The organism is Paremcibacter congregatus, assembly GCF_006385135.1.
Lineage (GTDB): Bacteria > Pseudomonadota > Alphaproteobacteria > Sphingomonadales > Emcibacteraceae > Paremcibacter > Paremcibacter congregatus.
The window spans coordinates 2,199,187-2,217,826 of the sequence record NZ_CP041025.1; the positions used below are offsets into that span (position 1 = coordinate 2,199,187).

Here is an 18,640-nt window from a genome sequence, read left to right on the forward strand (position 1 = left end):
TCTAAAGAGCGTCACAAACGCATTATCCTGATCGTCTTGTTATTAATAGAGTCATGAATATCTAAAAGGAGAAAATAATGTCGGATAGTGAATATGAAATTAAATATGAAATTGAAATCCCAGATGTACTACAGGCCCTTGGTGCAGTTGAGGGGGCCATAGCCGAACATAGTGTCGACAGAAAGCTACTACATCTTGTAAAATTACGTGCGTCCCAGATTAACCAATGTGGCTATTGTATCAAACTACATACCAAAGAAGCCCGGCAGGACGGCGAAAGTAATGAAAGACTGGACCGGGTTATCGCCTGGCGCCATGTGGATGACTTCAGCGATAGTGAAAAAACCGCATTTGAATGGACGGAAGCCCTGACCCAACTTGATAAGAATACAGACTATGAGACCTTGAGACGCACACTTAAAATGTATTTTACCGATTCTGAAATCAGTATTTTGACCGCGATCATAACCATGATAAATTTATGGAACAGGTTTCAGATATCAAAACACTAATGATGAATGATCAGAATTCTTTAGATATATTTAATAATTCCAGCCCCACACTTATGGGGCTAGCTTACCGGATCTTAGGGTCAACTTGCGATGCGGAAGATGCCGTTCAGGATACTTATCTCAAATGGCAAAAAGCCGATAGGGGGGAAATAGAAAACCCCACCGCATGGCTAACAACGGTATGTACGCGTCGTTGCATAGATATACTAAGGGCCTCCCATAAATCACGCGTAAATTATATCGGTACCTGGTTACCGGAACCTCTCCAGACTACAACAGGTCAATCAGCCGAAGACAAACTAGAATTAGGGTCAACCTTAACGACTGCATTTCTGCTGCTTCTCGAGAGACTAACCCCGAAAGAAAGAGCGGCCTATTTATTACATGAGGTGTTTGATACAAGCTATACTGATATTGCGAATACGCTTGAGATCAAGGAGGCGAGTTGCCGTAAATTGGTCTCCAGAGCCCGAGGCCATATCAATCAATCTAAAGCGAGATTTAAAACGCCAATTGACAAACAGAAAGAGCTTTTAACCGCATTCCAGCAGGCTCTCCATAATGGAGACACGGCTAATTTAAGTATGTTATTATCCAATGATATTGAACTCAGCGCGGACAGTGGCGGTAAAGTCATTGCGATCCGGGGCATCATACAGGGCAGTAATAATATCCTTAATTTCATCTCGGAAGTTTTGAGCCCAGCCTGGCAAGAATATAAATTAATTACATCCGAAATAAACAACAATCTTGGCCTGATGCTTTATCACAATGGTGTGTTAACCGGCACGGTGTCTTTCACTTATAATATAGATTGTAATGTTAAGGATATATACATCATGCGAAACCCTGATAAATTAAAAACTTTACGGAATCCAGAATTAGAAAAGCACGCCAGAAAGGGCATGAGGTGACGCGCAAGGACCCTATTAGATACCATCAATTATCAATGGAATTTCAATAGTTACATTGCAGCCTAAAGAATTTGTTTGGTTAGTTATGGATAGGCGGCCCTTGTGCGCCTCTATAATCTGCCTGCAAAGAACCAAGCCAATGCCCGAGCCATGTTTTTTGGTGCTATAAAAAGGGATGAATAAATTGTCCGAATTATTTATTCCACAACCTACGTCACAAATTACAAGTTTAAAGAAATACTCTGTATTGTACCACTCAACTCTTATAACGCCCTTAGGGTTTGTTTGTGACATAGCCTCATTAGCGTTCTTGAATATGTTAATCAACACTTGCTCAAACTGGACTGGGTCAATAAACAATTGAACATCCACTTCTGTTTCTATAACAATTGATTGATCTTTAAACAGAACACAAATTTTCTCGAGCAACTCAAGAATTGAAACCATTTGTTTTTTAGGTTCAGGTAATTTGGCTAATTTCCTATAGCTATCGACAAATTGTCTTAGGCCATTGGCACGCTCTGATATAATTGTTAAACCTTCGATTAAGTCTTTATTATTTTCAGTACTGTGTCCTTGGCGCTTAATCAATCGGTTCAGAGTCTGGCTAATTGATGCAATGGGGGATAAAGAATTGTTGATCTCATGACTGATTACTCTGACCAGATTTTGCCACGCTTTTCTTTCTTCATCACGCAAAAGAGTTCGCACATCGGTAATAAAAAGTAACTTATGCTGTATGCCGCCGTCACGAAATTCTTCAACATGTATATTGAAACGCCCTTGTTGATGTCCCAATGATAATTCAACGGCTTCGTGCCTGCCACTTGAAAAGTTATGCACAAAAGTAAGTTGTTCCATCAACTTGTCATTTAAATCAGCTTGATCAAGCCATAATAGTTTTTTTGCTGCGGGATTAGAAAAATTAATTTTATTTTCTTCATTCAATGCAATGATAGCCACATCGATATGTTCAATGACCGTATGTAGCAGATGTTGGCTTTCAACTGACTCCCACCGTTGCTGGTTCAAGCGAGCTGCTAGCCCATTAATAGAGACGATCAATTCACCCAATGCGCCATCACTCTGATCGGAGCGAGCCCTTAAGCTATATTCGCCCTGTATCATGGCATCTAATAAATTACTTAAGCTTCTAAATTGATATGTCGATTTTTGATATATTCTATGATTGGTATAAATAACCAATATGCCGCCTATGAATGCCGTCAGCAGGATTAACCAAATAGAGATATCCGCATAAATCATCACCCACAACAAAAGCAACAACAGCGGAACTGATGCAATAAGTGATAATAGGGTCAATTGTGCTTCAAAGGGCCTTTTTTTTTGCATACCGCTTCTGTGGGCTCATATGGCTCATTTCTTTATTATGGATGACAACAGATAATTAATTTTTTGATTTTTGTAATTTACGATAAAAAGCACTTCTACTCAACCCTAATGATTTTGCAGCTTCTGATGCCTCACCTGCAAAATAAGTCAATCTCTTACCGATAATATCCTCTTCAATTTCACTAATTGTCCTGAGATCAGTCTTCACATCAGAAAAGGTATCTGTTTGCCCCCCATCAATTAATGTGATGAAATTTAATCCAAGATCTTGGACTTGGATGCTCGATTTTTGACATAAAATTTGCGCTCTTTCCATTACATGATTTAGCTCTCTTACGTTGCCCGGCCATGGGTAGGATTTAAGCGCTGATTCAGCGGAACTATCAATAGATAAGGTGGGTTTAGAATATTTTTGGGCGACTTTTTTTAAAAATGAATTGGCTAATGGAATGATATCTTGGCTTCGGTGCCGCAAGGGCGGTATTTCAATTTCAATAGTATTAATGCGATATAATAAATCTTTACGAAACTTTCCCTCCTTAACGGCCGCGTTTAAATCTGAGTTGGTTGCTGTTATCAATCTAATATTAACGGTTTGGGTCTTACTTGAGCCGACCTTTTCAAACTGACTGTCTTCTAAGACGCGCAAGAGCTTTCCTTGCTGTGAATAGGGTGTATTGGCGATTTCATCAAGAAGTAACGTACCTTCATCCGCTAATTCAAAACGGCCAATTCTGGTCGATTTAGCATCGGTAAAAGAACCTTTCACATGTCCAAACATTTCGCTTTCAAAGAGCGATTCTGTGACTGCCCCCATATTGACAGATATTAGCTGCGCATTCCTTCTGCTTGACAAGTCATGGAGGTAGCGCGCAAACATGCTTTTCCCCGTCCCATTTTCGCCAGTGAATAAAACGCTCACATCACTATGTGCCACTTGCTTTAAGGTTTCTAACACTGGTCTGATAGCTTCCGACCTGGCAATAATATCACCATTTGAACTCACTTCTTCTCGCAACAATTGATTTTGCCGGAATAATTTTTGAGACTGTTTCTGACTATTTGCTAATTGAGTTTGGTTTTTGATAATGGCAAGAAGTCTATCATTTTCCCATGGTTTTTGGATGAAATCATTAGCACCATTTTTCATGATACTGACTGCCACTTCGATCGTGCCCCAACCCGTCATTACGACGATAGGAACCAATTCATCCATTTCCCGAATAGAGCTGATTAATTTTAATCCTTCATTGCCTGAAGTTGTATCCAGAGAATAATTTAAATCCATTAAAATTAATTCGAAATCCTCCCTCCGAAGAGCCTGCAAAGCTTGTTCAGGAGAATTAACAATTACAGGTGTATAGCCTTCTGATTTAAGCAACATGCTTAAAGCAGAGAGTACATCTGTATCATCATCAGCGATAAGAATATTTTGGTTCATTGTTTGACCATACCCATAAGAAGAAGAAACTTCAAATCAAGAAGCAAAGATGATATTTTGCCAAATTCATCATTTTATCATTTTCCAAACATCTTTAGGATCAATATTATGAATTAGGGTTCTAAATTCTTGGTATCCACATAGCCATGCTGGCTGCAAAAATTCCTATTCCCATCATGATTGTGAACAGGAAAATGATTATTGAAACAAACCATTTTGCTATCGAGATACTACTGTCTTGCGCGCGAAAATACAGTTCTAGCACTGCTAGGGGTAAAAAAGTTTGCGCTAGTCCCAAGAAAGTTAGAAAGGGCCCTTGAAAGCTCTGCATGTCAAAACCAACTGGTCCTTTGTTTACTGCAAGCCAAAACATTAACCCAATACGGAAAAACCAAACACCCGCTACCACGAGAAACAATCGTATAGCCCAGCGACGATGTGCTTTAAAATTATAGGCACGAGCATAGCGATATGCCATTGCAGCACATACCATGATTGCGATGGCATTAATGGTAATATTAATACGGTCCCCACCAAAGGGTACTTTCGTCCAAGTTAAATATAGGCCAGCTAAACTAATTATAAATGCTGTCGCAATATAAATGCGGCCATTCCAGCGATGAAAGGTTGGGGCATATGACCGCAATTGTGGAATGAGCTGCAATGGCCCGAAGAAATGCATGGTAAATGCAAGTGATAAATGTGTGGCTAATGCGAGATTATATATTGGGTCGCCATCCACATAACCATTAGGAAGAACTTTGTTCCATTTTTCAAAGTTGCCTCCAACCGCAGCACTACCGTAAAATGCTGCGATATATATAACGAAAATCCATTGCCCCAGAACAGCCACTAAGAACCAAAATGTGGCTGCAGCATTCAAGGTTTTATCAGCGTTAAAATTTATCATGTATCTTTCTCCATGAGGATATTGCTATTCATAATGAAGCGCTTCGCCGGGTTCCATTCGCAATACACGCTTTGTCGGCAAATAGGTCGCAAGCATTACGACAAGTCCAATTATGGCCAGCATAATTATAGCCACGATAAATAAAATATGATTATCTGATCCGAACACTTGGGACAAGGCAAAGCCTATTCCGCACCCCGCAAATAGCCCCGGCACACCACCCCATAACAGTAGTATAAATCCTGTCTTTAAAAACTCCTTAGTGATGCGCTGTTCATTTGCCCCCAATGCACGTTTAACACCGATTTCCTGAATTCTTTGATTGACCGTATTTGACATTACACCATAAATACCACTGGCTGCCAAAACAGCTGCAGCAATTCCAAACAACAGAAATACTTTGCTTATAAATCGAATAGGCCCACTAAATCGTCCAATTTTATCTTCGTAATTTTCAATTCTAAACGCGGGCAATTCCGGGTCAATTGATTGAAGCGTTTCACGTAATGTTCGAATTACTGCGGCTTGATTTGATTTCATTTGCATGGCGATTGTCATTTGAAGGCGCGGTTCTTGTGAGAACGGCCTATAGACAGTCGGAAATTTATCTTTTGCATTATCACCAGGGTTGCCTTGAAGAGTATTTTCTACAACACCCGCGATCGTTAACCAATCAGGCTCATCGCCGTCATGCTCCGCGATACGTATGCGTTTGCCGATCGCAGATACATTTGGAAAATGGCGCGAGGTAAAACTTTCCGTGACAATTGCGGATTTTTTTTCCAATCCATCATCGCCATTATTAAAGTAACGCCCTTCTTTTAATTCAATTCCAAGCTTTGCCAATGAACCTGGCGTTACGAGAATATAATTTGCCCTAGGGTATCCTCTATCATTGTTATATTCCATGCCCTCGAAGGCTATCATAGGCGTAGGGGCTACCACACTGGGTAATGCAGTAGTAACGATAACATTACCAATAGTAGAACTATTCTCCAGGCGAGATTGCAATTTTTTAACAAATTGAACTTGGCTCAAGGGGGTTTCATAACTTGCTTCTGTTAAAAGAACTTCTGCTGTTAATATATTCTTAATATCAGCTCCATTGTCTTGATGGGTTTGGGTATAAGCTGCGATAATCATGACGCCGGCAGCAATCAAAACTGTCATTGACACAAAAATCTCACTGATCACCAGAAATCGATTAAGCCGGCCCGCTCTTTTTCCTAGAGCACCTCTTGTACCATCACGCAGCACGCTGTTAAAGTCAGCCCCAGAATTTTTCCAAGCCGGAAGTAATCCTGTAACAATAATGGTGCTAAGAACAAAAGAGATAAATAGTTTTATCGTGAAAGCATCAATACCAAATTTGAACCAAAATACTTGTTTACCAGCACTAAAAGCTGCTGTGATTTCTTCTGTAACTTCTAACCCCCAAGCCATAATAAATAACCCAATGAGCCCACCGACGCTGCAAATAATAATGCTTTCCCAAAGCATTTGACTGATCAAACGTGAACGCGGCGCTCCTAATGCCATTCGTATTGCGGTCTCTTTGCCGCGCTCGACGGCCCGTGATAGCAATAGATTACCGACATTGATTGACGCCAATATCAAAATCAAAATAGCGACTATCTGCATTGAATAAACAACGGCAATGCCATCCTCGGCTACTGTTAAGGGAATAGGTGAAACATAAGCGCCTATTCCGTTATTGGTTTTAGGGTATTTTTCTGCAATCCGCTGCATAATAACGGCTAACTGAAGATTTATGTCTTTAATTGAAATGTCGCCGTTTAGATGCGCAAGGCCATACAAGTTTTCAGAATTTTCGCGTGTTGAACTTGCGACATCTTTTCGCAAAGGCAACCACATCTCAGCAACATTAGGAAAGAAGTAGCCTTCCGGCATAATACCTATTACACGATGGCTTTCACCATTAATTCGCATAGCTTGACCTACTGCCTTATCGTCACCACCAAATTGATTTTGCCAGACATCATATCCTATGACGACAACATATTCTGCACCTTGCCTATTTTCTGCATCTGTAAATTCGCGTCCTAATATGGGTTTTGTGCGCGTCAACTGAAATATATTGGGTTCCGCAAGTATCGCATGATATCGCCTAGCGCCGTCTCTTGCTGAAACATTAACGCTTGCATTCTTATAGGCCCCAAATTCCACCATTCCCTTAAGGCTCATCCTAATCTCATGATAATCATGAAGATTTACTTGGCCTATATTTTTCACACCATTCTGTGATGAACTTATTTGTACCAGAGTATCGCCATTTTCAAAGGGCAAATCCTTGAAAAGCATGGTATTCATAAAAGAGAATAGATAAACACTTAGCCCAATACCTGAAGCCATTACCAGTGTGGTTAATATGGCAAAGCCAGGTCTTTTTAAGAGCACTCTTATGGCATATGTTAAATCATTTATAACTATCATATTTTTAACTCCGATGCCGATGACATCTTGATAGTCTTTTTATCGGCTACAATGCGGCCATCTAATACATCAATGTTGCGGCCTGCCCTTAGCGCTGACCGGGGGTCATGAGTTACCATACAAATGGTTGCGCCTTCTGCATGTAGTTTATCCAACAACATCATAACGGCACTAGCATTTTTTGAATCAAGATTTCCTGTAGGCTCATCAGCAAGCAAAATAGATGGATTGCCTGCAATTGCGCGGGCAACGGCAACGCGTTGTTGCTGCCCCCCAGATAATTGTGATGGAAAATGTTTTGACCTATGCGCCATGTCAACTTTATCAAGTGCATCTTTAACCATCTGTTTGCGCTGATTTTTCTTGAGGTCAGGACGGTATGTCAATGGTAACTCAACATTTTCCTCTACATCTAAGTCGCTGATAAGGTTGAAAGACTGGAATATAAAACCAATTTCTTGGTTCCGAATTCTTGCCCGTTCCCTTTTAGAAATATCAGATACATCGCGATTGGATAATGTATATTGACCTTGCGTACTTGTATCTAACAAACCAAGTAATGATAGCAAACTTGATTTACCACATCCTGACGGCCCCGAAATTGAAAGATATTCACCTTTGTTTATGGTCAAGGTGATGTCGCTCAGGGCATGAGTTTCAACTTCTTCAGAATAAAATATTTTTTTAATATTCTCTAATTTAATTATGGCGTTGCTCATGATATTTGCCTCTCTTCTGTAAATTGATTTTTTCTTAATAGCTTTAATTGATGCGGATTTTATTGTAACTTTCCATACGGGTAGGATCTGAAGTAATAATTTTATCACCAGCCTGTAAGCCGTCAATAATTTGGATTTGGTTCACGGAACCATAACCCGATGTCACCTCAACTCTTTGCGCAAATTGACCATCCTGGATTAACTTGTAAAACGCAGATTTGCTTTTACTTTGTGCAAAAAGTGGCCGATCTACATATAAAGCATCCGTAATTTCAGTTATAATGATTTCACCATCAACGCTTAGGTCTGCACGGGCATCATCAGGTAAATTTTCTGAAAAAATAACATCTATTTGAACGTTACCATTAATAACAGATGGATCAATTCTCGCCACCCGGCCTTCCATCTTATTATTACGCGTATCTATAATGACCCGCTGTCCAACAGCGACATCACGTATTTGAATTTCTGGAACCTGTAGTTCTGCAATCAAAGAATCTTCTTGTGCAAGTTTCGCAATATTTGCGCCCATCTTAATACTTTGTCCAGCCTCTAAAGGCATCTCGAGTACAACGCTATCCATCGTAGCTTTGACGTGCAAATTGTCGACTTGTTGTTGAAAGCGCTCGAGAATTTTCTTAGTCTGGTTTAATCGTGCAGCACGTGCATTATTTTGCGCAAATAAATTTTCTTCCATTTTAACGCGCTGCTCTTGACTGATAAGCCAACGTTGCTTGAGTTGATCCGTTTCTAGGCGCGTTATCTCAAAGGTTATTTTAGATACAGCACCAGCAGATTGGTTATTAAAAAGCTCCCCTTGTGCGTTATAAGTAAGCAAGCTGCTTTCATAGTCCATCTTGGCGTTTAACACATTCGCTTTTTGCTCTAATAATGCTGATTCTTGAGCCGTTTTAGCCGCTTTTAACTCTGCCTCTCGCGCTTCTAATTCCCATTGAGCTTCGGCAAATTGCTGAATAAGCTGAGGATTGCTCAACTCTAAAATGAGGTCACCTTTTTTTACGAAATTTCCAGCTTTTACTTCAAGCTTAACAACTTTTGCATCAACATTGGCTGAAAGCCATTCAATATTATCCGGAACCAACACGCCTGTACCACGAACAGAGACTGTAAATTTTCCGCGCTTTACTTCGCTTAACACCACGGTATCTCTATCGATGCTGAAATCTGCCTGACCAAGAAACCAAAGATACTTGGCAGTAAAAAACAACGATAAGGCTAGCAAAAACAATAATATATACCGTTTAATATTGGGTATTTTCTTTTTTGTTATGGCAATATCCATCAATACTCCAGAATAATTATCATCTTACGCAAATATAAATTAAGAGCTTTAAAGAGCCCTCCACATTCATAAGCAATTACTATGCCAAAATTTAAATCGTTGATATTTAAAGAAAATAATAATATTTTTACCCGGCGGTTCCTATATTGGGAAAGAAACCATACTAACAATCCCATTATCGGGACTACTAATTCGTAATGTATAAAAATATGAGGTACGTGATTATACTATATTCGGCCATATCACTGAGATTAAAACTTTGAAGGTAATTTATGCGTTATGGGTTACAGCCGATGTAAAGCAAGAGTAAGGGCCGAGTTAAACTATGGGTGTTTGGGCCATTATTTGGCGCGTACCCGCGTATAATTCCCACCCTTACAAAGAGTTCTAAGCGGATTCTGTATTTGGCCACTGGCAATAATTGTATCCACACCGACTAAGGCCATAGCCTTGGCAGCTTTCAGCTTTGTCAGCATACCGCCAGTCCCTATGCCTGATGCCGCATTCCCGCCGAATTTTATGATCGCTTCATCAATATCATTGATTTCAGGGATCAAGGCTGCATCAGGATTAGTCGCTGGGTTATCAGAATAAACACCGTCCACATCGGATAACAATATTAGCATGTCGCAATTTAAATCGCCTGCGACCAATGCTGCTAATCCATCATTATCATATTCCCCCATAACTGGAATATTTTCATTTATGTAAGGCACCATGCCATACTCAAACATATGTAAAATTGTGTTTTTGACCGTCACGCTAGATACCTGATCTGGAACCAAAAGCAACTGACCAATCGCGGCTTCTTTCTTTTGAAAGGCCTCTGCCCAGCCCGCTGCTATGCCAATCTGTCCGCATGCCCCAGAAACTTGTTGATTATCCATACATTCTTTTGGCGTATTAACAAGAGACATACAGATGCGCCCCCAAGCTAGCGCACCCGAGCTCATCAAAATAACCTCTTTGTTACATTCTCGGGACAACCATAAAATATCATCCGCAATAGAATGCATACGTTCTAAAAATAGGCCATTTGTGTCCGTATCCACGAGGGAAGAAGACCCGATTTTAACTAATACCCGCGTCATATTATCTAAATACATGGCTTTCCTTCATGAAATAATGTGTTTATGTCATCTCTATCATCTGAGAAACGCGTATCTTTCCACCATTTTCTAAAAACGGGTCTGATTTCGCAATTTCAATGGCAGCTTCAATACTTTCTGCTCTAACAACTGCAAATCCCTTCATCGCATTTGGATCATTATCAACTTCAACACTAGTCGATGTTACAATTTTCGAAATCGGCAACGGTGTTCCTGGATTTACTATAATTTTGCCAAGACCTTCTACCCAGGTTTTCCATTTCCCCATCTGAGCCATAGCTTCCTCTTTTGAACTCGGCTGGTTTCCACCGTAATACGCAATCATAAAATTTTCCATATTTTTTCCTTGTTATTATCTGTTAATGTTTTAAGAGCCGCAGGCCGCTTAGGGCCGGAAAAATGAAAATCAAGTTAGGCTGACACATTACTACCTCTATTGATTTACAAAACTACATCAGGTCAAATCTCAAGCATGAAAAGAATGCCTGGACTAACCTTATTTATAAACAAACCATTTTAATGAACGCTCCCCATTTGTGGAAAAAATAGTTACCCACTCATTTTCACGCAATTCAACCGACGGCGGCGTTGTTATTGGTTTTTGTCCTTTAATGGGATGAATTTGTCCAAAAACTTCTCCCCCCAAAATTGTCAAAAACGGCACATTTGTTACATGTTCTACAGGACCTCCAGCCCAATAAATCCTTACGGGATACCCCAAACGTATCGCCTCTATCAAAGTTTCTTTCGATCCCTCTATCCCCAGGCCTGCTGTATCATGTTCATAGGCAATCTGCCACTTCGCCGGCGCCATATCCTTTTGCCAAAATAATCCTCCAAACATTAATGAGACTAACAAAAATAACCAGAATATATATATCCCTGAATTTTTCAAAATATTCGCTCCTTATTGATCATTAAATACGATAAATTATTTTTTAAGCTCAAAATTCCCCGGTCTTAAGAACCCCTCTACTATCTGTTCTACTTCCCGGGAAATTAGTATTTTATAATGCCCCAATTCTTGTGTTTTAACCAGTTTTGCTGTCGGCCAAGTTCTTTGTATCTCATCGCCGTCCGTATGTGCCACGTAAGTATCGCTCTCATCATATATCAACAGCAGCTTTTCCTGATTATTATCAGCATAGGCGTGCCCTTTTTCAAGCGATTCCCAAGAAGAACGAAACTGTTCTGAATAATATTTTTTACAACGCACAATCATTTTATCTGAAATCCCCAGTAGTTTCCGAATAATCTGTATTGGAGGATAGGGATAACGGGGAGACGAAATACATACATAATGATCGGCCTTTATGCCTTCTAGTTCTCTGGCCGCCATCATACATAGACCGCCCGCTGAATGGCCAATGAATGCATAAATTTCTCTGTTTAAATATTTGGTCAGATCCCCAATATCAGAGATAAAATTTCTAAAACTCGCTTGTCGACCAGATGAGGCACCATGGCCCGTCACGTCAAATACAACAGATTGAAACCCTCTTTCTGCCATATGTAAGGCCAGAGGCGCCATTTGACTCCCTCGTCCGCCCCAACCATGAACGAATACGACTATAGGCCCCTTTCCCCATGTCCAAGCCACCAACTTATCCCCCCGCCCAAAAAACATACACTGTGCCTGAGCTAACGCCTCACGGTCGCGTTTTCTGATGCCTGGTCTTGGTGGCTTGTTTGCCAGAAATTTAATAACAGAAAAACCCAACCCTTCGGGCAGAATATTAATTATAAATTTCATGAAGTTCATCTTGCTGATCTCTTTATTAAGTCTGTTGAACCATTTTCTTTGCCTAACCCCTTAATAATTGATCATTCTCACAGCCAAAAAGGATCAACATCAAGGGGCCAAGCAAAGTAACCGCAAACTCGAACTTTGACCATACTTCAAGAACACACCGACGTTAGTGCATTTTCGTGACATAGCCCTTCAGCCCACATTTAGTTACTTTGATAGGATGTCATAATAATATCTGCCGCTTCTTCACGTAAGGGAATAAGGCTTTGATATCCAACACTGTTAAAAAGCATGTCAATGGCCTCAATATCTGGGAACTGCACAATTAGGGTTTGCGCGTGGGTACTGTCTCCTCCTGTAATGTTTCGTATCATTTTTCCTTTTGTGAGAACTTCTGCGTTATATAGTGAGGCTAATTTTTGAACTGCCCCTAAATATTGTCCAAATTTTTCGGGTTTTTTGACGGTAATTGTTGCAATCATAAAAGCACTCATGACGTGGTCCTATCTGTTGAATATATCGTTTATTTTTGATTTAAAAAGGGTAAAATGTTAAGTTGATGGGTATCGGCACTCTTGACCCATTCATCATTTTGATGAGCGAGATGATGAGACTTTGTTGCAGGATGATCGCGTTCATTCTCCCATTCCTGAGCATTAAAGCTTTTTGTAAACATCATCTTTGCGACAAATATTAGAGAGGATATTTTAGTTCCGGTTTGTAGTCTTGGGTCTATGAGAGCTGGATTGTTAAAGTATCTTCTTGCGGTTTCTTTAAAGGGTTCTGGTTTGCTTCCGGTCACGCGTTCAACATGATCAGTGACACCGCCAACAGCAAAAGCACCCTGCCTAAGTTCTTCTGTAAAATGATTAACTTGAGATATTTCAAACTTTGAAAAGCCTAAAGCCTGAGCAGCTTTTGTGAAGGTTTTGAAGGGAACATCTTTATAAGTGACTTTGCGGCCTAAAACAGTCGTGAAAATATTCGCAATATCATTTGGGCCTAGCAGTTCAGGGCCTGTAGGATGGTAGCTTTGGTCAATATGATCCTTTGGATCCGCAATAGCGTAAGCGGCAACACGCCCAATATCCTCGTTAGAAGGTGGCGCGGTATAACCATTGCCCAATGGCGCCATAAACATGCCCAAATTCACAATGGCTGGAAGCCCTAAAAAATAGGTAAAAGCAAATAGGCCAGGATTAATATGGATCACATCAATATTTGGCATAAGGCGGTAAATATGATTGGCAATCCAGTGACTTCGTGAATGAATTGATTTATGTTGCGCTATTGTGTTCCAGCCACTCATCAAGGCCACCACTTCCAACTTCGCCTCTTCTGCAGCCAAGGCGAATAGCATGAGGTTCTCAAGTAAATTTGGTGTAAAAGGGGGACAATGATAAGCACGCGCCACCCCTTTCATTGCCTGACGCAGATCTTCAAAAACGAGCTGGTCGCCAACAATAATTTCGGCACCCGCTTTTCGTAACTTCTCGGATCTCACATCAATACGGCGTACCATTGCTCTAACGGGGAAGCCAAGTTTAAGTAATTGTAGAATTGTTTCAGTACTGGTTCTACCAGCAGCACTGGTTACGAGTATCTTGGGTTTTATCATTATATTATCCTTATATTAAAACAGTTGATATATACAACCATTATTCTATGTAAGGCCAATTGTTGTATTTGTCAACTAAACTATTTGATGTTTTGGGAAATCTTATTCAGGGTAGTTCGTGTGGTTTCCATATCTTCGACACTAATACCTTGTGTGGTTCGCTTAATCATTTGTTGCATGAGAGGTAAGGCGGTCGTTCGAACCTCCTCCCCTTTTGTGGTTAGAAAGACGATTTGTTGACGATTATTCTCTGTATGGGTTTGCCTGATAATCAGAGATTTCGTTTCCATGCGTGTAAGAAGCCGCGTTATGTTTGTTTTATCTTTAAGGGACTTTGTGACGAGCGTACCTTGATCAGAGCCTTCTTCTTTGATCAGAAACAGAATGATCATTTCTTCGGGTGTGATATCCAATCCATTTTTTAAAAATATATTCTTCATTCCCGTCTTAAATAAGTAACTGGAATGATGTAGGGCAAAGCCAATGGTTTTTTCTATGTCTGGTCGTAGTGTCATAAAAATATAAATATAGGTATTTTAGGCTTGTGTCATTTTAAATAAGTTAAGCAAACTTATATTGATGTTTGTTACATACATAGCTTTGACGAAGAGAGACTTATCAGCCATGAAGTCAGAAATGAGATATAAGGCTCATAAGCTTGTGGAAGAGAAATACTAAAAAAATCATGAACAAACAGGAAATAAAGTACTCCGGTTAAAATATGCTGGCTAGATATATAGAGCGGCTTGGGGATATTGATAAAAAGGCACGGCCCCACATCATTAAATTTCCCCAAGATATAATAGATAAACTGCAAGAACTTATGACTGAATTTCCCTACCAATCATCTGTATAAGCTTCAATAATTTTCTTAGCTAGGGCTGACTTTACCTTAGCAGGAGCAAAACTAGCGGCGAGTGCATTTAGGTTTGCCGTGCGAAAATCTTTAATATTCCAGCCAAAATTTTGTTCTAATACGGCATATTCAGTCGACATCGTAGTACCGATTAAGGTGCCTCCATCTGTGTTAATCCCAATTGAAACCCCAAGTTCTTTAAGCTGGTTAATAGTGTGATCGGCTAAATTTGGAAAAACATTTGTTTTAATGTTGGAGGTTACACATATTTCCAAATGGATTTTTCTTTCTTTGATTAACTCAACAACAGACATATCTTCAACGCTACGTACGCCATGCCCAATTCGTGTCACATTGAGATTTTCAATGGAATCGCGAACACTCCCAGCTCCTTTTCCTTCACCGGAATGAGCGATTGCATTCAGGCCAGAAGTGCGTATTTTTTCGAACGCAGAGATGTGATTATCAAGAGGGAAACCCGCTTCATCGGCAGCAAGATCTAAAGCGACAACACCATCCTTTGCAAACCGCTCTACCAAACGTGCGGTTCTAATGCTTTGTTCTTCAGAGAAATGTCTCAACGTACACAAAATAAGACCACAGTGAACATTATAATATTTGGCAGCATCATGCATAGCCTTCAGAGTGACCTCGACTATTGCTTCAGGCTTTAACCCACCATTTGTATGAAGGAGCGGAGCAAAACGAATTTCTCCATATAGGATATTTTCTGCGGCAAACTGATCAACCATATCATCTACTGCAATAGTAAGTGCTTCTTCAGTTTGCATTAAAACAAGGGCGTGATCAATGCATTTCAAGCATTCAGAAAGGTCTTTAGTATAGGGAGAAATGAACTTTTCACGGTATTCTTTTAATCTTAGTGATGGTGAAAGGCGGCGTAATGCATTGTAACTTATTGCCGTATCCAAATGATTGTGCAGTTCAATCTTTGGATATGGGAGCCATTTTTGAATAGATTTTATCATTTTAAAGCGTCTCTTAATAGTTTGATGAAATAATTCCGGTCTGCTTCTAATATTACTTCGGTATTTTTTTTGTGTTCAGAGTAATTACGATCACCTATGATTGTCATTCCACAAGTGGGACCATCATTCATGACAACTGACACCGCAGCCATTTTTGACCTTGTAATTGCCTGAGGAGCCAATGCGATTGCCATCGCAACGGGATCAGGAAAATCAAAGCCATTAACCTTTGAAACCTCCGAGCACCATTGATGTAATGTAATTTGGGAGTCGATCGCCACTTTTGCTTTTTCCGTACCAATGCACCGAAGTTCTTCTGCTTCCAAGGCTGTAAAAGATGCATATTTTCGAGAAATATCCCAGCCAACCATTATTTTAGACATATCTGAAGCAAAAACGATTTCAGCCGCTTCAGGATCTGCCCAAATGTTATATTCAGACACGGCCGTCAAATTACCATAATAGTCACTTGTTCCACCCATTATGGTACAATGCTTGATTTTATTTGCGATTTCAGGCGCAAGACTTAGGGCCAGGGCAATATTGGTCAGAGGACCCAACGTCACAAGTTCAAGTTCGCCTTCGTATATGTTCGCAGCATTGATCAGTGCCTGCACGGCATGACCATCATCCGGCGTTCGTCCGGATAATGCAAGTCCAATATTCCCCATGCCATCATTACCGTGAATATGTTGGGCGGTTTTTAACGGCCTTACCAATGGTCGATGTGCACCAGCATATACTGATACACTGGCTCCGCATAGTTCTCTGACGAAAAGTGCATTTTGTACAGCTTGAGAAAGGGGTACATTACCCGCGACAACGCCGATGCCAGTTATTATAAAAGATTCCTGATTTTGAAAGGCCATCATAAGAGCGACAGCATCGTCAGATGCGGTGTCAGTATCAATATATATAGGGCGGGTCATAATTAATCATCTTTTGTTAAATTTTCATTTTCTATTTGCTCAATTTAAAACACTGAAATATGTTATACTCAATCGATTATTAATCTATTAAGTTGAGGTTTTGGCAAGTGAACATTCTTCATCATCTTAATGCCTTACGATGTTTCGAGGCCGCCGCCCGATTGGGAAGTATCCGCGCCGCCGCTGAAGAACTAAATGTTACTGATGGGGCTGTAAGCAGACAAGTCCGTCAACTGGAAATATATCTTGGATTATCTTTGTTCGAGAGAGGACATCGCCGGATCTCATTAACCGATTCAGGAACACGTTTAGCGCAAGATGTAACTGCTTCATTTAACTTGTTACGACGCGCGAATCAGTATTTAGAATTTGATCAAGCTAAAAAACCAATTGTTTTGGCCGCGCCGGCAAGTTTTCTTCTTCGCTGGCTTATTCCGAGGATTAATAGGTTGCAAAAGGCACTTGGCGAAACCCCTTTGCAATTGGTTACTTGGGATCAACAGGGTTGCAATATTGATTCTTCGATTTCAGTTTCTATTCGGATCGGTTCTCCAGATTCCTCTGCAGACGTGATTAATACAGCATTTATGCAAGAAGAATTTGGTTTGGTTGTAAATCCAAAATTACTAGGTATACCGCCATCTAACATAGAAGAAAAGATTCTGAAAATACCGCGTTTAATTCCAAAAACACGACCAAACATATGGGATCAATGGATTGAAGAATCCGCTGTTGACACGTTTGATACTCCCACAATCGGATTTGAACGTATGTTTTTTACATTGGAAGCTGCGGAAGCAGGACACGGAATTGCAATAGCTCCACGACTACTTGTAACAGATTCTATTACGTCCGGGCGGCTTGTGGCACCTTTCGGGTTTATCAGCAGAAAGGGTAAATATTATGCTGTTACGGCTAAATGGAATGAAGAAAATCAATCAGTAAAAAAGGTAATTAACTGGTTTGAAAAAGTAGGGAAAGAAGAAAAAAATTATATTCAATAAATAGTTCACCAGAAATGCTGGCACAGATTGGGATTCAAGTTCGATAATTTAAAATAAAAATGACACAACGGCAGCTTCCATCGCTGAAAAAATATATGATCATATCTATTATGGGGGCCATTTTACTTTGTAAATATATTAGAATCTAATCCGACGGACATAAGCAATAGGGTCAGGTAACTCTCATCATTCCTAAACCCTTTTATTAATTGGTGACATGCGGCGTTCCACGGGAGAAGATTGAATAATTGATGTATTGGTCATGGCATAGGGGATTATTTCATCTATAATTCTTTCCAAATCTTCCACAGAACGGACATAAGCTTTTACCATAAAACAATCCTCTCCAGTAATCCGGTCACATTCAATGATCAGGTAAAACGCAGGCAAGCTTATCTTGTAGGGCAGGGGTTTGCCCGTGAAACGGCTGGTGGTATAACTTATCAGCGCGGCTTATTGAAGAACCTTGGAACAGCGTGAAGTCAATAAGGTGGTGGCGACTATTTCCAGTGAGACGGGCAAGAAGTTTCGCCAAGTTCGAAAGGACGATAAAGTTGAGGACGTTTATTCCAAACCTGTTGAACTTGCCAGCTGCAGATATGCCGTGGTCGAAAATGCCAAAGAGTTTTCTCATGTGCCGTGGTGTTCCGTGTTGGAACACTCAAAGGGAAAATTTGTGTCGGGTGTTGTTGGGGGAGCGGCATATCCTGAGATATTGGTAAAAAACGGAAGAGGGAGATTTCTTAGAAAACAATAAGTTCTTTTTGTTGGAAATAGGT

The 18,640-nt window shown here is 40.3% G+C and carries 19 protein-coding genes and 1 pseudogene; 4 read left to right on the plus strand and 16 right to left on the minus strand.

Features of this window, described 5'->3' with window-relative positions; translation table 11 throughout:
* The first annotated feature begins 77 nt into the window (after positions 1 to 77).
* Positions 78 to 512 (plus strand): carboxymuconolactone decarboxylase family protein, encoded by a 435-nt coding sequence (locus FIV45_RS09970; RefSeq protein WP_099474974.1) that lies wholly within the window; start codon positions 78 to 80, stop codon positions 510 to 512.
* Positions 482 to 1,426 carry an RNA polymerase sigma factor SigJ gene (sigJ, locus tag FIV45_RS09975; RefSeq protein ID WP_204602363.1) on the plus strand — a complete coding sequence of 315 codons (945 nt, stop codon included), beginning with the start codon at positions 482 to 484 and terminating at the stop codon, positions 1,424 to 1,426. The genes FIV45_RS09970 and sigJ overlap by 31 nt, the downstream gene beginning before the upstream one ends.
* Positions 1,427 to 1,441: 15 nt before the next feature.
* On the opposite strand, the gene FIV45_RS09980 is transcribed toward sigJ, so the two are convergent.
* The 15 genes from FIV45_RS09980 to FIV45_RS10050 all read right to left on the minus strand — a co-directional run bounded on the left by FIV45_RS09980 (position 1,442) and on the right by FIV45_RS10050 (position 16,857).
* Positions 1,442 to 2,779: a sensor histidine kinase gene (locus FIV45_RS09980; protein ID WP_099474976.1), complete on the minus strand. Its 1,338-nt coding sequence runs from the start codon at positions 2,777 to 2,779 to the stop codon at positions 1,442 to 1,444.
* 55 nt (positions 2,780 to 2,834) lie between these two features.
* A complete protein-coding gene (locus tag FIV45_RS09985; protein ID WP_099474977.1) occupies positions 2,835 to 4,220 on the minus strand; it encodes a sigma-54-dependent transcriptional regulator in 1,386 nt (461 codons plus the stop codon).
* A 121-nt stretch (positions 4,221 to 4,341) separates the two neighbouring features.
* On the minus strand, positions 4,342 to 5,130 hold the full coding sequence (locus FIV45_RS09990; protein WP_099474978.1) for a DUF2306 domain-containing protein: 789 nt from the start codon (positions 5,128 to 5,130) through the stop codon (positions 4,342 to 4,344).
* Positions 5,131 to 5,154: 24 nt separating this feature from the next.
* Positions 5,155 to 7,584 (minus strand): ABC transporter permease, encoded by a 2,430-nt coding sequence (locus FIV45_RS09995; RefSeq protein ID WP_099474979.1) that lies wholly within the window; start codon positions 7,582 to 7,584, stop codon positions 5,155 to 5,157.
* The gene (locus FIV45_RS10000) at positions 7,581 to 8,303 is read right to left on the minus strand and encodes an ABC transporter ATP-binding protein (protein WP_099474980.1); all 723 of its coding nucleotides are present in this window, start codon (positions 8,301 to 8,303) and stop codon (positions 7,581 to 7,583) included. Before FIV45_RS10000 ends, FIV45_RS09995 begins: the two co-directional genes overlap by 4 nt.
* 43 nt (positions 8,304 to 8,346) lie before the next feature.
* Positions 8,347 to 9,606, minus strand: a complete 1,260-nt coding sequence (locus FIV45_RS10005; RefSeq protein ID WP_099474981.1) for an efflux RND transporter periplasmic adaptor subunit — start codon at positions 9,604 to 9,606, stop codon at positions 8,347 to 8,349.
* A 341-nt stretch (positions 9,607 to 9,947) separates the two neighbouring features.
* Positions 9,948 to 10,712: an amino acid kinase family protein gene (locus tag FIV45_RS10010; protein WP_099474982.1), complete on the minus strand. Its 765-nt coding sequence runs from the start codon at positions 10,710 to 10,712 to the stop codon at positions 9,948 to 9,950.
* Between the two features lie 25 nt (positions 10,713 to 10,737).
* Positions 10,738 to 11,052, minus strand: coding sequence for a YciI family protein (locus FIV45_RS10015; protein WP_099474983.1), 315 nt, complete (start codon positions 11,050 to 11,052; stop codon positions 10,738 to 10,740).
* A 159-nt stretch (positions 11,053 to 11,211) separates the two neighbouring features.
* A complete protein-coding gene (locus tag FIV45_RS10020) occupies positions 11,212 to 11,610 on the minus strand; it encodes a hypothetical protein (RefSeq protein ID WP_099474984.1) in 399 nt (132 codons plus the stop codon).
* A 36-nt stretch (positions 11,611 to 11,646) separates the two neighbouring features.
* Positions 11,647 to 12,468, minus strand: a complete 822-nt coding sequence (locus tag FIV45_RS10025; RefSeq protein ID WP_165777092.1) for an alpha/beta hydrolase — start codon at positions 12,466 to 12,468, stop codon at positions 11,647 to 11,649.
* Between the two features lie 200 nt (positions 12,469 to 12,668).
* The gene (locus tag FIV45_RS10030) at positions 12,669 to 12,959 is read right to left on the minus strand and encodes a DUF1330 domain-containing protein (RefSeq protein ID WP_099474986.1); all 291 of its coding nucleotides are present in this window, start codon (positions 12,957 to 12,959) and stop codon (positions 12,669 to 12,671) included.
* 29 nt (positions 12,960 to 12,988) lie between these two features.
* Positions 12,989 to 14,083 carry an NmrA family NAD(P)-binding protein gene (locus FIV45_RS10035; RefSeq protein ID WP_099474987.1) on the minus strand — a complete coding sequence of 365 codons (1,095 nt, stop codon included), beginning with the start codon at positions 14,081 to 14,083 and terminating at the stop codon, positions 12,989 to 12,991.
* 80 nt (positions 14,084 to 14,163) lie between these two features.
* Positions 14,164 to 14,598 carry a MarR family winged helix-turn-helix transcriptional regulator gene (locus tag FIV45_RS10040; protein WP_099474988.1) on the minus strand — a complete coding sequence of 145 codons (435 nt, stop codon included), beginning with the start codon at positions 14,596 to 14,598 and terminating at the stop codon, positions 14,164 to 14,166.
* Between the two features lie 322 nt (positions 14,599 to 14,920).
* Complete coding sequence (gene add, locus FIV45_RS10045) at positions 14,921 to 15,928, minus strand: adenosine deaminase (protein ID WP_099474989.1); 1,008 nt, start codon at positions 15,926 to 15,928, stop codon at positions 14,921 to 14,923.
* The gene (locus tag FIV45_RS10050) at positions 15,925 to 16,857 is read right to left on the minus strand and encodes a nucleoside hydrolase (protein WP_099474990.1); all 933 of its coding nucleotides are present in this window, start codon (positions 16,855 to 16,857) and stop codon (positions 15,925 to 15,927) included. Before FIV45_RS10050 ends, add begins: the two co-directional genes overlap by 4 nt.
* A gap of 107 nt (positions 16,858 to 16,964) precedes the next feature.
* On the opposite strand from FIV45_RS10050, the gene FIV45_RS10055 reads away from it, so the two are divergent.
* Entirely contained in the window at positions 16,965 to 17,861 is an 897-nt protein-coding gene (locus FIV45_RS10055; protein WP_268939778.1) for a LysR family transcriptional regulator, read from the plus strand.
* A gap of 192 nt (positions 17,862 to 18,053) precedes the next feature.
* Here the strand turns inward: FIV45_RS10055 and FIV45_RS10060 are convergent.
* Positions 18,054 to 18,233: pseudogene (locus tag FIV45_RS10060) on the minus strand (Lrp/AsnC ligand binding domain-containing protein); the annotation flags it as partial.
* 94 nt (positions 18,234 to 18,327) lie between these two features.
* On the opposite strand from FIV45_RS10060, the gene FIV45_RS10065 reads away from it, so the two are divergent.
* The gene (locus tag FIV45_RS10065; protein WP_099474992.1) at positions 18,328 to 18,618 is read left to right on the plus strand and encodes a DUF3363 domain-containing protein; all 291 of its coding nucleotides are present in this window, start codon (positions 18,328 to 18,330) and stop codon (positions 18,616 to 18,618) included.
* Positions 18,619 to 18,640: the final 22 nt, after the last annotated feature.